A 14,644-nucleotide genomic window follows, 5' to 3' on the forward strand; every position below is an offset into this window, starting at 1 on the left:
ATTATAGGCAAGTTGGCTATTAATAAAGAGGCGACCAGAATGAAACGCTACAGTGTCACCATCGTGGGCATGGGGCCGCGCGGGCTCAGCGTGCTCGAACGCATCGCGGCGATCGCCGGCAGCCGCCAGCTGCTGCTCGACATCGTGTTGATCGAACCCGGCGAATGCGGCCCCGGCGTGCACACCACGCGCCAGCCGCAGCACCTGCTGATCAACACGGTGGCCAGCCAGGTCACCATGTTCCCCGCGCTCGGCGCGGTGCAGCACGCGCCGCTGTGCGCCACTCCGTCGCTGACGGCGTGGGCGCGCCAGAGCGGCTACCGCCGCTTCGGCGACAGCTACCACCGGATCGAGGGCGCCGGCGACGGCATCACCGAGTCCGATTACCTGCCGCGCAGCATGCTGGGCGAATACCTGGCCTGGGCCTACCAGCAGGTGGCGGCCTCGTTGCCGGCTTGCGTCACGCTCACCCACCACCGCCAGCGCGCGAACGACCTGTGGCAGCAGCAGGACGGGCGCACCGCCATCGAGCTGGAGAGCGGTTTCATCGTCCACAGCGATTTCGTCTTCCTCACCACCGGCCACGGCCGCAACCTGCCCAGCGATCTGGACGCCTCGCTGGCCAAATTCGCGCAGGACCACGCGCGTTACAACAGCCGCCTGTCGTTCGTGCGCCACGTCTATCCGCTCGACAAGCTGGCGCGGATCAGCCCCGAGGCGCGCGTGGCGATCCAGGGCCTGGGCCTGAGCGCGCACGACGTGATCGCCGAGTTGACGGTCGGGCGCGGCGGCGTCTTCGTGCGCCAGCCGAACGGCGAGCCGAACGGGCAGGGGGGGCCGGGTTTGCTACGGTATCAGCGTTCCGGGCGCGAGCCGAAACTGACCTTGTGCTCGCGCAACTGCCTGCCGTACGCCGCGCGCGGCATCAACCAGAAGGGGCTGGACGGCCGCCACCACCCGCATTACTTCACCCCCGACGCGGTCGAGGGGCTGCGGCGCATGGCGCTGGCCACGCGCGGCAGCCGCCAGCTCGATTTCGACCGCGAGCTGCTGCCGTTGCTCAAGCGCGAAATGGCCTGGGTCTACCGCAACACGCTGGCGCGCACCGCCGCGCTGCCGGCCAACAACGCCCGCGCCGGCGGCGCCGTCGAACACCCAATGTCGCCAGCCGCCTCCCCGGTGCCGGACCCGCTCACCTTCGTGCCGGACGCCGACGACGAGGCGCTGATCGATACGCTGCTGTTCCCGCTGCGCGAGCGCCAGTTCGCCAACCTCGACGAATTCCGCGACTTTTTCACCGACTGGCTGCAAGCCGACCTGCGTGAGGCCCGGCTGGGCAATACCGGCAGTGCGACCAAGGCCGCCACCGACGTGCTGCGCGACGTCCGCGCCACCTTGCAGGCCGCTGTCGAGCACGGCGGCCTGACGCCGGCCTCGCACCGCAAGTTCCTCAACGTCTACCATCCCGCCATCAACCGCGCCGCCTTCGGCCCGCCGCTGCGCCGCAACGAGGAGCTGCTGGCGCTGCTCGACGCCGGTGTCATCGACATCGTTTCCGGCCCCAACAGCGTGGTCGAGGTCGACGAGGACGACTCGACCTATGTGCTTAACACGAAATTCGCCGACGGCAACGAGCGGCGGCCGATCGACGTGCTCGTCGTGGCCCGGCTGGACGCCTTTTTCCCCGAGACGGACGAGTCCTTACTTATCCGTAATGTGTTAAAACGCGGCCTAGTGCGGCCGTACTACAACGGCATGTTCCACCCCGGCGGCATCGAAATCGACGAGGCCAGCCAGCCGCTCAACGTCCAGGGCGAACCGGCGCGCAACATCTGGGCGCTCGGCTATCCGGTCGAGGGGTGTCATTACTACACGCATGCCTTGCCGCGCCCGATGCTGCGCTCGCGCCAGGTGCTGGACGCCGACCGTTGTGTCACCGCCATGTTCGCCCGGATGGCCGACCATCCCCGCCACACCCCCGGGCGCCGGCCGGCGGTGGCCGCGCCCGTCCCGGTGAACGATACCCAACATGTCATTTTGTAAAGGCCTGGATACATACGGTAACACCCGTCAAGACGTGAAAATTGTAAAGTGGATACTTGGGATACGCGCACCGAATTGACGGGCGCGGTATGATGGTCCTGAACAGATGTTTCCAAACGATCGGGACTCTGGCACTATGGCCGCATTTTCACGCACAAGGTTTGGTATCTTGCACCACGACTCCCATATACTTTCCGCAACAGGATATTGCGAAACCTGCGGGCAACCCCTGCCGCAGGCGGGGGAGGCGTACGCGACGTGGGACCGCAAGGCCAAGAGCAACCGCATCGGCATCGGCATTTCGATCGGCCTGCACCTGCTAGCGGTGTTGTACTACTTCATCGCTCCGGCGCCGGAAAAGACCAAGACCTCGGCGCCGCCCAAGGGTGGCCAGATGGTTTACATCCAGCCGCAGCCGATCACGCCGACCAAGCCCACACCCAAACCGCAGCCGAAGACCGAGGTGGCCAAGGCCAGCAAGCCGCCGCCGCCGCGCAAGCAAAGTGTTGCGCGCGAGACGCCGGCCGCCGTCAAGCCCAAGCTGGAAACCTATGTGCCGCCGGTGCAGGCGACGATGACGCCGCCGCCCGAGGCGGACATGTCGGAAATGATCGCCAAGCGCCGCGCCGCGCGCGAAGCCAACAATCCGCAGCCGGCGCCGCCGGCGCCGGAGGAGAGCGCCAACGACCGCGCGCTGCGCATCGCCAAGGCCAACATCGCCGGCGCCCAGGGCCGCTCCAGCGGCGTGGACAGGGATGACACGGGCGGCGTGTTCTCGGTCGACAAGCGCTCGAACAGCGCCGACGTCAAATTCCGCGGCTGGAACACCAACTTCAAGCGCAACTGGCTGCAGCAGATCCACGTCGAGCAGGGTGGCGAGCGCGACATCGAAACGGCCGTGGTCAAGGAAATGATCAAGATCATCCGCAAGGAAAAGCCGGGCGATTTCGAATGGGAATCGCGCCGCCTGGGCAAAACCGTCCACATGAGCGCGCGCAAGGAAGACGAGAAGGAATTGACCGCGTTCCTGCTCAAGGAAATGTTCCCCGAGTACCGGCCGTAGGGCGATGGCGGGAAATCCCCGTCCATTCCCCGAAATCTGCGGCCCATCGCAAAATCCTGCTAAGTTTGCAACTTTACCTTATAGTAAGGTTGCCACGGACCCCGTCCGTTTCTTATCCGGAGAATGCGTTCCATGCTATCGATCAAACAGCTGAGCAAGACCTACGCCAACGGCGTCAAAGCGATCAACAACGTCAGCCTCGACATCCCCAACGGCATGTTCGGCCTGCTTGGCCCCAACGGCGCCGGCAAATCCTCGCTGATGCGCACCATCGCCACCTTGCAAGATCCCGATAGCGGCAGCATCGATTTCAACGGCCTCGACGTGCTGGCCCAGCCCGAGGCGCTGCGCCGCCAGCTGGGCTACCTGCCGCAGGACTTCGGCGTCTACCCGAAGGTCAGCGCCGAAACGCTGCTCAACCACTTCGCCGTCCTCAAGGGCCTGACCGCGCGCGGCGAGCGCAAGGAAGCGGTCGAGGCGCTGCTGCAGCAAACCAACCTGTGGGAAGCGCGCAAACGCAACCTCGGCACCTACTCGGGCGGCATGCGCCAGCGCTTCGGCATCGCCCAGGCGCTGCTCGGCTCGCCCCGCCTGGTCATCGTCGACGAACCGACCGCCGGCCTCGACCCGGACGAACGCAACCGCTTCCTCAACCTGCTGGCCAAGATCGGCGAGCAGGTGGTGGTGATCCTGTCGACCCACATCGTCGCCGACGTCACCGACCTGTGCCCGCGCATGGCCATCATCGTCAAGGGCGAGGTGCTCAGCCAGGGCGAGCCGCTGGCCGCCATCGACACCATCAAGAGCAAGGTCTGGCGCCGCAGCGTCAGCGCCGAGGCGCTGCCGGAATACCAGCAGCGCTTCAACGTGCTGCACACGCGCCTGGTCGGCGGCAAACCGCAGATCAACGTCTACGCCGACAGCCAGCCGGACGACGGCTTCATCGCCGTCGAGCCCGACCTGGAGGATGTCTACTTCCTGCACGTGCGCAACGCCGCGCGCGCCGCCGCGCCGGCCGCCCCGTCGGCCGCGTCGGCCGCGTCGCCGGTCGCGGCGTAAGGAGCCGCCATGTTGCTTGAATTCTTTAGATTCGATCTGCGCTACCAGTTGCGCCAGCCTCTGCTGTGGGTCAGCGGCCTGATCCTGGCCCTGATGGCGTTCGGCGCCACCACCAGCGACGCCATCCAGGTCGGCGGCGCCATCGGCAACGTCCACCGCAACGCGCCGACGGTCGTGGCGCAGATCATGGGCACGTTCACCGTGATCTCGATGTTCATCGTCACCATCTTCATCGCCGGCACCGTGCTGCGCGACAGCGAGGTCGGCATCTCCGACATGCTGTTCGCCACGCCGATGCGCAAGTACCAATACCTGCTCGGCCGCTTCAGCGCCGGCCTGGTGGCCTGCCTGGCGATCTTCGTGCTGATCGCCATCGGCATGCTGCTCGGTCCGCTGATGCCGTGGGTGGACGAGGCCCGCGTCGGTCCGCTGCCGGGCGCGGCCTACCTGTGGAGCTTCGCCTTCTTCGTCATCCCCAACCTGCTGTTCGTCGGCGCGCTGCTGATGCTGCTGGCGGCCACCACCCGCTCGATGATGCTGGTCTACGTCGGCGTGCTGGGCTTTTTCGTGCTGTGGGCCGTCGCCGGCGCCTTCACGCGCGACATCAACAACGAATGGATCGCCGTGCTGGTCGACCCGTTCGGCGTGCGCGCCTTCGGCCGCGCCACCCGCTACTTCTCGGCGGCCGAGGCCAACGCCGGCCTGCCGCCGTTCACCGGCTACCTGCTGGCCAACCGCCTGCTGTGGCTGGGCGTCGCGGTGGTCTTCTTCATCGCCACCTTGATCCTGTTCAAGCCGCAAAGGGTCGGCACCGGCCGCCGCCTGTTCGGCAAGGCCAAGCCGGCCCCCGTGGCGCCGGCGCCGTCGCCGGCCGGGGCGCTGCCGCGCATCGCGCCGCGCTTCCAGGCTTCCACCGGCTGGATACAGTGCTGGCACATCCTCGCCTTCGACGCCCGGGGCGTGTTCAGGAGCGTGCCTTTCCTGGTGATGCTGCTGTTCGGCGTACTCAACTTCATCGGCGCCGCCAGCCAGGCCGACAACATCTTCGGCACCGCCGTCTACCCGGTCACGCACCTGATGTTGCAGACCTTGAGCGGCACCTTCAACTTCATGCTGATCATCGTGCTGACCTTCTACGCCGGGGAACTGATCTTCAAGGAGCGCCAGGTCAAGATTTCCGACGTCGGCGATGCCATGCCGGTGCCGGACTGGGCGCCGCTGGTCGCCAAATGCGTCGCGCTGGTCGGCGTCATCTTCGGCTTCCTGCTCGCCGGCGCGGTGGCGGCCGCCGGCTTCCAGCTGTTCAAGGGCGGGGCGCCGATCGAGGTCGGCCTGTACGTCAAGGGCATGCTGCTGGAATCGGCCTTCTTCGTGCTGATGGGACTGTTCGCGCTGGCGCTGCAGGTGCTCACCAACAACAAGTTCATCGGCTACCTGCTGGTGATCCTGCTGATGGTGTCGCAGATCGTGCTGGGCGTGATGCACTTCAATCACAACCTGTACAACTTCGGCGCGCTGCCGGGCCTGCGCTATTCGGACATGAACGGTTACGGCCACTTCCTCAAGGGCTGGTCATGGTTCGCGCTGTATTGGAGCCTGTTCACGGTGTCGGCGCTGATCCTGGCGCAAGCGTTCTGGGTGCGCGGCCTGGCGCGGCCGTGGCGCGCCCGCCTGCGTCTGGCCGGCGCGCGCTTGAAGAGCGGCGCCGGCTTGGCGCTGGCGCTCAGCGTGGCCGGCTTCATCGGCACCGGCGCCTGGATCTTCTACAACACCAATGTGCTCAACAAGTATGTGCCGTCGGACCTCGCCATGGACCGCCAGGCGGACTACGAGAAGCACTACCGCAAATACAAGGACCTGCCGCAGCCGCGCATCACCGACGTGCGCGCCGATGTCGACATCTATCCGGCCGAGCGCCGGGTGGCGATCCGTGGCCGTTATCTGCTGGAAAACAAAACCGGCCTGCCGCTGACCGAGCTGCGGCTGCAGGTCAACCCCGACGTCGAGACCCGCTACGCCAACCTGCCGCCGCACCAGGTCGTGCTGGACGATAAGATCGCCGGCTTCAAGGTCATCAAGCTGGCGCAGCCGATCGCGCCCGGCGCGCGTGTCGACCTCGGCTTCACCGTCGATGTCCGCCACGAAGGGTTCACCAACAGCGGCGCGCCCGACAGCGTCAACCTGAACGGCACCTTCTTCAACAACAGCGAGTTCTTCCCGCACTTCGGCTACCGCGACGATGTCGAGCTGAAGGACCGCAACGAGCGCCGCAAGCGCGGCCTGGGCGAACCGCAGCGCATGGCCAAGCTGGAGGACGAGAAGGCGCGCGCCAACACCGCCTTCGGCGGCGAGGCCGATTGGATCAATTTCGAGACCACGGTTTCGACCAGCGGCGACCAGATCGCCGTCGCGCCGGGCTACCTGCAGAAGACATGGGAGCAGGGCGGGCGCCGCTACTTCCACTACAAGATGGACCGGCCGATGGTCAACTTCTTCGCCTACCTGTCGGCGCGCTGGAGCGTCAAGAAGGGCGAGTGGCGCGGCCTGCCGATCGAGGTCTACTACGACAGCAAGCACGCCTACAACGTCGACCGCATGATCACGTCGACGCAGAAGTCGCTCGACTATTTCGACGCCAACTACACGCCGTACCAGCACAAGCAGGCGCGCATCCTCGAGTTCCCGAACTACCAGGGCTTCGCGCAATCGTTCGCCAACACGATCCCGTATTCGGAATCGCTCGGCTTCATCGCCGACCTGCGCGACAAGGAAGACATCGACTACGTCTACTACGTCACCGCGCACGAGATGGCGCACCAGTGGTGGGGCCACCAGGTGACGGGCGCCAACGTCCAGGGCTCGACGATGCTGATCGAATCGCTGGCGCAATACTCGGCGCTGATGGTGATGGAAAAGGAATACGGCCGCGACAAGCTGCGCCGCTTCCTGCGCTTCGAGCTGGACGGCTACCTGCGCGAGCGTGGCGGCGAGCTGATCGAAGAACAACCGCTGTTCCGCGTCGAGAACCAGCAATACATCCATTACCGCAAGGGCAGCCTGGTGTTCTACCGCCTGCGCGACGAGATCGGCGAGGCGGCGGTCAACCGCGCGCTCAAGCGCTTCCTGCAGGACAAGGCGTACCAGGAGGCGCCGTACACCACCAGCCGCGAGCTGCTGGCCTACATCCGCGCCGAAGCGCCGCAGGACAAGCAGGCGCTGATCACCGACCTGTTCGAGAAGATCGTCTTCTACGACAACCGCGTGACGGACGCCAAGGCGAAAAAACGGGCCGACGGCCAGTGGGACGTGACGATGACCCTGCACCTGGCGAAGATGGAAGCGGACGGCAAGGGCAAGGAAACGCCGCGCGTCTACGACGAGCCGGTCGAGATCGCCGTCTTCGCCCGCGCGCCGGGCGCCAAGGAAAGCGAGGAACGGGTGCTGTTCACGGAGAAGCGGCTGCTGGTGGGCAGCGAGCCGGTGGTCACGGTCACGGTCAAGGAGCAGCCGTTCGACGTCGGCGTCGACCCGTACAACAAGATGATCGACCGCGTCTCGCGCGACAACCGCAAGGAAGTTGTTATTGAGTAACTCCGGGGTAAGGTCCACCATTTCTACACGTGCTCGTGCGTCCATGGTGGACCTGACCCCGGATCGTGGGATTTATGCGGCCAGGGCGGGGCGGTAGGGGTGGTAGAAGGCGTCGTTGGCGCTGGCGCCGGTGCGCATGCGCGGCAACGGCGAGGCGATCACCGACACCGGCTGTTCGTCGCCGAGCAAGGTCATCATCGCCGGCACGTCGCGGCCGTTGATCGCCGCCTGGAAGCGGAGTATCAACTCCCGGCATAGCTTCTCGCTGGCCGGCGCCTCCGCGCCGTCCTCCCGCAACCGCCGCCGCGCGCGCGCCAGGTATTGACGCGCGTTCACCGCCGTTGTGCCGAGCGCCGCCGCGATGTCGGCATGGTCGCATTCAAACACTTCGTGCAACACCAGCGCCAGGCGTTCGGATGGCGACAGGCGGCCCAGCAAACGGGCCAGCGCCTCGCCCAATTCCGCGCGCCGCAGCAGGCCGTCCTCCGGCGGCGCCGGTGGCACTTCGGGCGCCAGTTCCATCGCGTTGCGCGCCGCCGCCATATCCCGCGCGCGCTTGCGCAGGCGGTCGATCGACTGGTGTCGCACGACGGTGGTCAGCCAGGCCGCCGGGGTCGCCAGCGCCGCCTGTTCGACGTCTTGCCATTTGAGAAAACAATCCTGCACGACGTCTTCGGCTTCCGCTTCGCTACCGACGATGCGGCGGCTGATCGCTTTCAGGCGCGGGCGCAGCGCTTCGAACATGGCGCCGTCGGGGTCGGTAATGGGGGGCATCGGAATCTCCTGTGATGGGGCTGGTGCCACATGACGCCCGGCGCGGCCCGGATGTGACGCGCCAACTATATATTTTTTTCCCGTCACACGGCGCGGTGGCGCGGGCGTCAAGCGGACAGTAATCAATTTGGTGATTACTTCACACGCGAAAGGATGGCCATGACTGCGAATTCCCCCCTGGCGCTCGGCCTGGTGCCCACCGTCGTCGAACAGACCGGGCGCGGCGAGCGCGCCTTCGACATTTACTCCCGCCTGCTGAAGGAGCGCGTGATCTTCCTGGTCGGCGAGGTGACCGAGCAATCGGCCAACCTGATCGTCGCGCAGTTGCTGTTCCTGGAGTCGGAGGACCCGAACAAGGATATTTCGCTGTACATCAATTCGCCCGGCGGCTCGGTGTACGCCGGCATGGCGGTCTACGACACCATGCAGTTCATCAAGCCGGACGTGTCCACCTTGTGCACCGGCTTCGCCGCCAGCATGGGCTCCTTCCTGCTGGCGGCCGGTGCGATCGGCAAGCGTTACGCCTTGCCCAACGCCCGCATCATGATCCACCAGCCGCATGGCGGATCGCAGGGTGTGGCGTCCGACATCGAGATCCAGGCGCGCGAGGTCCTTTACCTGCGCCACCGCCTGAACTCCATCTATGCCGAGCGCACCGGACAGACGCTGGAGCGGATCGAAAAGGATTCGGACCGCGACCATTTCATGTCCGCCAGCGAGGGTGCCGAATACGGCCTGATCGACCGCGTGCTGGCGACGCGCGACGCCGTCTGAAACCGCTGCCGAGCGGGAAATTTCCAGCGCCACGGCAGGGCCCGTGTAGAAATGGTGGACCTGACCCCGGAGCTTACAAAATATGACAAGTTAAGGAATTGACAAAAGATCGCGGCGCCGGGATACTTCCCGGCATGATCGAGCTCAGTAATATTCGCAAGACTTACCGCCAGGGCGGTAACGAGATCCACGCGCTGGACGGCATCGACTTGCGGGTGGCGCCCGGCGAGTTCGTCGCCATCATGGGGCCGTCCGGCTCGGGCAAGTCGACCTTGCTGAACGTGCTCGGCGCGCTGGATCGCCCGGACACCGGCCGCTATCGCCTGGCGCAGGACGAGATCAGCGCCCTCGACGACGATGCCGCCTCCGATGTGCGCAACCGCCGCATCGGCTTCGTGTTCCAGTCCTTCCATTTGCTGCCGCGCCTGACCGTGCTCGAGAACGTGCTGCTGCCGCAGCGCTACGCCCGCCACGCCGACACCGGCGCCCCCGAGCGCGCCGTCGCGCTGCTCGAGCGCATCGGCCTGGGCCAGCGCATCGGCCACTTGCCCGGCCAACTGTCCGGCGGCCAGTTGCAGCGCGCCGCCATCGCCCGCGCCTTGTTGAACCAGCCGGCCCTGCTGCTGGCCGACGAGCCGACCGGCAACCTCGATTCGCGCAGCGCGGCCGATGTGCTGGAGCTGCTGCGCGAATTGCACGCCGGCGGCCAGACCTTGGTGCTGGTCACCCACGATCCGGCCATCGCCGCCGGGGCCCAGCGCACCATCCATCTGCGCGACGGCCGCATCGCCGAAGGCGGGGCGTGAGGCGCGCCACCCTGGCGCTGTCGGGCGCGGCGTTGCTGGCGCTGGCCGTCGCCGCCGCGCTGGGCCTGGATGTCGGCCCGGCCGGGGCCGGCACCGCCGTCGCGTCCGCGCCCGCCACGGGCAAGGCCGATAACGCAAGGAAGGCTGAAGCCGCCGCCGACGCCGCCGCGCCGCGGCGCCGTCCCGTTCTGCTGACCGGCGAGGTGGAGGCGCTGGACTCGCAAACCATCACCGTGCCGCCGTCGAATTCGGCGCCGCTGACCCTGCGCAATTTCGTTGCCGAGGGTACCCACGTCAAAACCGGCGACGTGGTGCTGCGCATCGAGACCGGCGGCGCCGCCAACATCGACCGGCTCGAAACCGAACTGGAGCAGGCACGCGCGCGCGCCGAAAAGGAAACCGCCACCCTGGAGGTGGCCGCCGTCGAGGCCGAGAAGGCGCTGGTCACCGCGCAGGCCGCGCTGGCCAAGGCCAAGGTCGAGGCGGCGCTGCCCAAGACGCAGATCTCGGTGCTGGACTACGACCGCCACCAGGCCGAGCTCGGCCGCGCCACGCGCGACCTGGCGATCAAGCGCGACGCCGAAGTCAGCGCGCGCGAGGCGGTCGGCCGGCGCCGCGAGGACGGCCAGCTGGAAGTCAAGAAGCTGCAGATCAACCTGGCGTTCCAGCTCGCCCAGCTGGCGCAATCGGAAGTGCGCGCGAAGCGCGACGGCGTGGTCGTGCACGGCTACAGCCCGTGGATGGGCCAGCGCTTCGAGGAGGGTTCGTCGGCTTGGCCGGGCAACGCCGCCGGCGTGGTGCTGGGCAACGGCGAGATGGCCGTCACCGCCTGGGCGCTGGAGGCGGACCGGCCCTACCTGTCCGAGGGGCAATCGGTGAGCCTGCGCTTCGACGCCTTGCCGGCCACCGCCACCGCCGCCGTCATCGGCAAGGTCAAGTCCATCACCAGCGCGCCGGAGGCGCGCGCGAGCTGGGGCCTGGGCCGCTACTTCCGCATCAAGATCGCGTTGCCCGACGGGCACGGCCTGCCGCTGGTGGCGGGCATGAGCGCCCTGGTCGAACCGCACGCGGCCAAGACGTCGCCGCCGGCGCCGCCGCCGGGGGACGAGGCGCTTACCGTCGAGGGCGAGATCGCCTCGCGCGGCGCGCTGGCGGTGTCGCCGCCGAGCATCCCCCATGTCTGGCAGTACAAGCTGGCGCAGATCGCGCCCGAAGGCACCCTGCTCGAGGCCGGGCAGCAGATCGCGCAGTTCGAATCGAACGACGTCACCACCCGGCTGATCGCGCAGCAGGGCACGCTCAACGAAAAGCTGCGCGCGCTCGACAAGCTCAAGCTCGACCAGACCGAGGCCGACCGCGCGGGCGAACTGGCCGTGGCGGAGGCGCAAAGCAACGCCGACAAGGCCGACCGCAAGGCCACCATGCCGAAGGAACTGATACGGCGCGTCGACTACGACAAGCTGGTGATCGAGCGGGTCGAGAAAAACCAGCTGGCCAAGCTGGCGGTGACCCAGCACCAGGCGCAAATGCGCGCCCGCCACGCCGAGCGCGCCGGCCTGCAGGCCGAGATCGCGCAGCAGCAGACGCAGATCGCCGCGCTGGCCAAGGGCCAGGCGGCGCTGAAGGTGGTGGCGCCGCGCAGGGGACTGGTGGTCTATCGCACCGGGTTCGACGGCCAGAAATTCAGCGCCGGCAGCCAGGTGTGGGTGGGGCTGACGGTGGCCACCTTGGCCGACCCGGACCAGCTGTACATCGCCGCCAACGTGCCCGAGGCGCAGTCGCCGCGGGTGCGCGTGGGGCAGGCGGCGCGCGTGACGGTACCGGGCAGCAACCAGACGCTGAACGCGCGCGTGGTCGCGCTGGGCCGCGCCTTCCACGGCAAATCGACCGCCCAGCCGGCCATCGTGCGCGACGTCGAGTTACAGTTCGACGGCGGCACCAGCGGACTTAAGCCGGGCGCGGCTGTGCAAGCGGTGCTGGTCGCCGATGCCGTTCCTCCGGCCGAGAGCAAACGATGAGGCGCGATTCCCGCAAACCGCTGGCCATGACGCTGGCGCTGGCCATCTCATTGAGCATCGCATCGGGCACGTCATTGACGGCTTGCGGCGGCGACGCGGCGTCGTCCGGCGTCGCCGCCGAGACGCTGGCGCCGCGTCCATGGCTGGAGACGCTGGCCGTCGACGGCGAGATCAAGGCCGCCGCCAGCACCCCACTCAACGTGCCCGGCAGCAACTGGAGCCAGCGCATGCTGGTCGACATGGTGGCCGACGGCAGCAGCGTGGAAAAGGGCCAGGTCGTGGCGCGCTTCGACTCGCCGCAATCGCGCATGGAGTTGTCGCAGGCCGAGCTGGAACTGTTGCGCAAGACCCTGGCCGAGCAGACCAGCGCGAGCGCCGCCAGCGTCGAGCGCGACAAGCTGGCCGGCGACCGCGCCAAGGTCGAGGACGACCTCGGCCTGAGCCGGCGCTACGCCAGCGTCGACCTGAGCATCTTCCCCCGCAACGACATACTGGATGCCCTGGCCGACGTCGGCTTCCTGACCACCAAGCGCACCTATCTGGAGTGGAAGGGCGGGCAGGCGCAGGCGCGCACGGCGGCGCAGGACGCGGTGCTGCATTCGCAGCGCGACAGCGTGGTGCGGACCGCCGCGCAACAGCGCGACAGTCTGGCCGCGTTGGAACTGGTGGCGCCGCACGACGGCGTGTTCCTGCTGGCGGCCAGGTGGGACGGCACCAAGGCCGAGATCGGTTCGACCCAGGTGGCGGGCCAGGAGTTCGGTTCCCTGCCCGACCTGAATCAGCTGGTGGCCCATTTCAGCGTGGCCGAGGGCCAGGTGTTCGGCCTCAAGACCGGGTTGCCGGTGCGGGTGCGCCTGGCCGGTACCGGTACCGAGCTCATGCTCAAAGTCACGCGCGTCGGCAGCAATGCCAGCACCACGTCGCAGGAGTCGCCGGTCAAGTACAGCGACTTCGACGCCGCCATCGACACCGCCACCGCGCGCAAGCTCGGCCTCAAGCCGGGCCAGGCCTTGCGCGGCACGGTGGAACTGGTGGCGCAGCCGGCCGCGCTGACGGTACCCAACATCGCGCTGGTGCAGGACGGCGCCGGCTATGTCGTCTACACGGAAGAGGGCGGCAAACAGACGCGCCGCAAGGTCGAACTGGGCCAACGCGGTCCGGTGCGCAGCGAATTGAAAAGTGGCGTCGCCGCCGGCGCGCGCATCGTGCTGTTGCCGCCGGCGCCGACGGAGAAATCATGAACCTGGCATTGATACGCGAGGCGGTCACCGAGCTGCAGCGCCGCAAGCTGCGCACCGGGCTGACATTGCTGGGCATGGTGTTCGGCGTAGCGGCCATCGTCGCCATGCTGGCCGTGGGCGAGGGCAGCAAGCGCGAGGCGCTGCGCCTGGTGGCCGAGCTGGGGCTGGACAACGTGCTCATCGAGAGCAAGGCCATCGACCCCGAGCAGCTCAAGGATATCCGCACCCGCTCGCTGGGCCTGTCGGCCGCCGACGGCGCGGCGGCCTTGTCGGTGGTGCCGGGCGCGGTGTCGGTGTCGATGAAAAAGGAAATCAAGGTCGACCAGCTGGTGCTGGGGCAGCGCGTGGTGCCGGCGCGCGCCTACGCGGTCTCTCCAGCGTACGCCGAGCATGGCGGCCTGCGCCTGTCGGCCGGCCGCTGGCTGGCGCCGGCCGACGGCGCCACCCTGGCGCCGGTGTGTGTGCTGGGCGCCCGCCTGGCGCGCACGCTTTTCGGCAATGAACCGGCCCTCGGCCGCCACCTCAAGCTCAACCACGTATGGCTGGAGGTGGTGGGCGTGCTGGAGGATCGCGCGCAAAGCAAGTCCGACTTTGAAGGCGTCAAGCTGGGGCTCGACGACGAGCGCCTGTTCGTCGCCTGGGAGACGGGCAGGGCGCGCTTCAACTTCAAGCGCATCGAGGACGAGGTCGACGGCATCAGCGTGCGGCTCGACGGCAAGGTCGCGCCGGACCAGGCCGCGCGCGTGCTGCAGGCACTGATCACCAAGCGCCATGGCGGCGCCGATGACACCAACCTGATCGTGCCGATGGGCCTGTATCGCCAGAACCAGCAAACGCAGCGGATCTTCGCCATCGTCATGAGTTCGATCGCGGCGGTATCGTTGCTGGTCGGCGGCATCGGCATCATGAACATCATGCTGGCCAACGTGCTGGAGCGGCGCCGCGAGGTGGGCCTGAAGCGGGCGCTGGGCGCGCGCCGGCGCGACGTGGTCGAGCAATTCCTGGCAGAAGCGCTGGTGATCGCCGTCAGCGGCGCACTGTTGGGCGTGGTGTTGGGCGCGGTGGCCGCCTACAGCATCGCCGCCTTGGCCGGCTGGTCGGTGGCATGGTCGCCGCTCAGCCTGATCGCGGCGGTGCTGCTGTGCGTGGCGGTGGGCCTTGCCTTCGGCGTCTTCCCCGCGCGCCAGGCCGCCGCGCTGGACCCGATCGCCGCGCTCCGTAGCGACGGATAAAAACATCTGCGGGGAGCAGTCCCCGCGCAACCCAGTTCCCTGA

At 67.6% G+C, this 14,644-nt stretch carries 10 protein-coding genes; 9 read left to right on the forward strand and 1 reads right to left on the reverse strand.

The features are described 5' to 3' along the window. Window positions 1-39: 39 nt before the first annotated feature. The 4 genes from MRBLMU1_RS18230 to MRBLMU1_RS18245 all read left to right on the forward strand — a co-directional run bounded on the left by MRBLMU1_RS18230 (window position 40) and on the right by MRBLMU1_RS18245 (window position 7,756). Window positions 40-2,043: an FAD/NAD(P)-binding protein gene (locus MRBLMU1_RS18230; protein ID WP_363503878.1), complete on the forward strand. Its 2,004-nt coding sequence runs from the start codon at window positions 40-42 to the stop codon at window positions 2,041-2,043. A 169-nt stretch (window positions 2,044-2,212) separates the two neighbouring features. After that, window positions 2,213-3,106 (forward strand): hypothetical protein, encoded by an 894-nt coding sequence (locus MRBLMU1_RS18235; protein WP_363503880.1) that lies wholly within the window; start codon window positions 2,213-2,215, stop codon window positions 3,104-3,106. 132 nt (window positions 3,107-3,238) lie between these two features. Beyond that, complete coding sequence (locus MRBLMU1_RS18240) at window positions 3,239-4,165, forward strand: ABC transporter ATP-binding protein (RefSeq protein ID WP_363503882.1); 927 nt, start codon at window positions 3,239-3,241, stop codon at window positions 4,163-4,165. A 9-nt stretch (window positions 4,166-4,174) separates the two neighbouring features. Further along, a complete protein-coding gene (locus tag MRBLMU1_RS18245) occupies window positions 4,175-7,756 on the forward strand; it encodes a M1 family aminopeptidase (protein ID WP_363503884.1) in 3,582 nt (1,193 codons plus the stop codon). A 72-nt stretch (window positions 7,757-7,828) separates the two neighbouring features. Here the strand turns inward: MRBLMU1_RS18245 and MRBLMU1_RS18250 are convergent, their stop codons facing one another. After that, entirely contained in the window at window positions 7,829-8,530 is a 702-nt protein-coding gene (locus MRBLMU1_RS18250; protein WP_363503886.1) for a sigma-70 family RNA polymerase sigma factor, read from the reverse strand. A 159-nt stretch (window positions 8,531-8,689) separates the two neighbouring features. On the opposite strand from MRBLMU1_RS18250, the gene clpP reads away from it, so the two are divergent. The 5 genes from clpP to MRBLMU1_RS18275 all read left to right on the forward strand — a co-directional run bounded on the left by clpP (window position 8,690) and on the right by MRBLMU1_RS18275 (window position 14,601). Beyond that, entirely contained in the window at window positions 8,690-9,304 is a 615-nt protein-coding gene (gene clpP / locus MRBLMU1_RS18255; protein WP_363503888.1) for an ATP-dependent Clp endopeptidase proteolytic subunit ClpP, read from the forward strand. 98 nt (window positions 9,305-9,402) lie between these two features. Beyond that, window positions 9,403-10,110: an ABC transporter ATP-binding protein gene (locus MRBLMU1_RS18260; RefSeq protein ID WP_363503890.1), complete on the forward strand. Its 708-nt coding sequence runs from the start codon at window positions 9,403-9,405 to the stop codon at window positions 10,108-10,110. Continuing rightward, window positions 10,107-12,128: an HlyD family secretion protein gene (locus MRBLMU1_RS18265; RefSeq protein ID WP_363503892.1), complete on the forward strand. Its 2,022-nt coding sequence runs from the start codon at window positions 10,107-10,109 to the stop codon at window positions 12,126-12,128. The genes MRBLMU1_RS18260 and MRBLMU1_RS18265 overlap by 4 nt, the downstream gene beginning before the upstream one ends. Beyond that, window positions 12,125-13,369 (forward strand): efflux RND transporter periplasmic adaptor subunit, encoded by a 1,245-nt coding sequence (locus MRBLMU1_RS18270; RefSeq protein ID WP_363503894.1) that lies wholly within the window; start codon window positions 12,125-12,127, stop codon window positions 13,367-13,369. The genes MRBLMU1_RS18265 and MRBLMU1_RS18270 overlap by 4 nt, the downstream gene beginning before the upstream one ends. Beyond that, a complete protein-coding gene (locus tag MRBLMU1_RS18275) occupies window positions 13,366-14,601 on the forward strand; it encodes an ABC transporter permease (RefSeq protein WP_363503896.1) in 1,236 nt (411 codons plus the stop codon). The genes MRBLMU1_RS18270 and MRBLMU1_RS18275 overlap by 4 nt, the downstream gene beginning before the upstream one ends. Window positions 14,602-14,644 lie beyond the last annotated feature (43 nt).

This window comes from Burkholderia sp. LMU1-1-1.1, assembly GCF_040675865.1.
GTDB lineage: Bacteria > Pseudomonadota > Gammaproteobacteria > Burkholderiales > Burkholderiaceae_D > Rugamonas.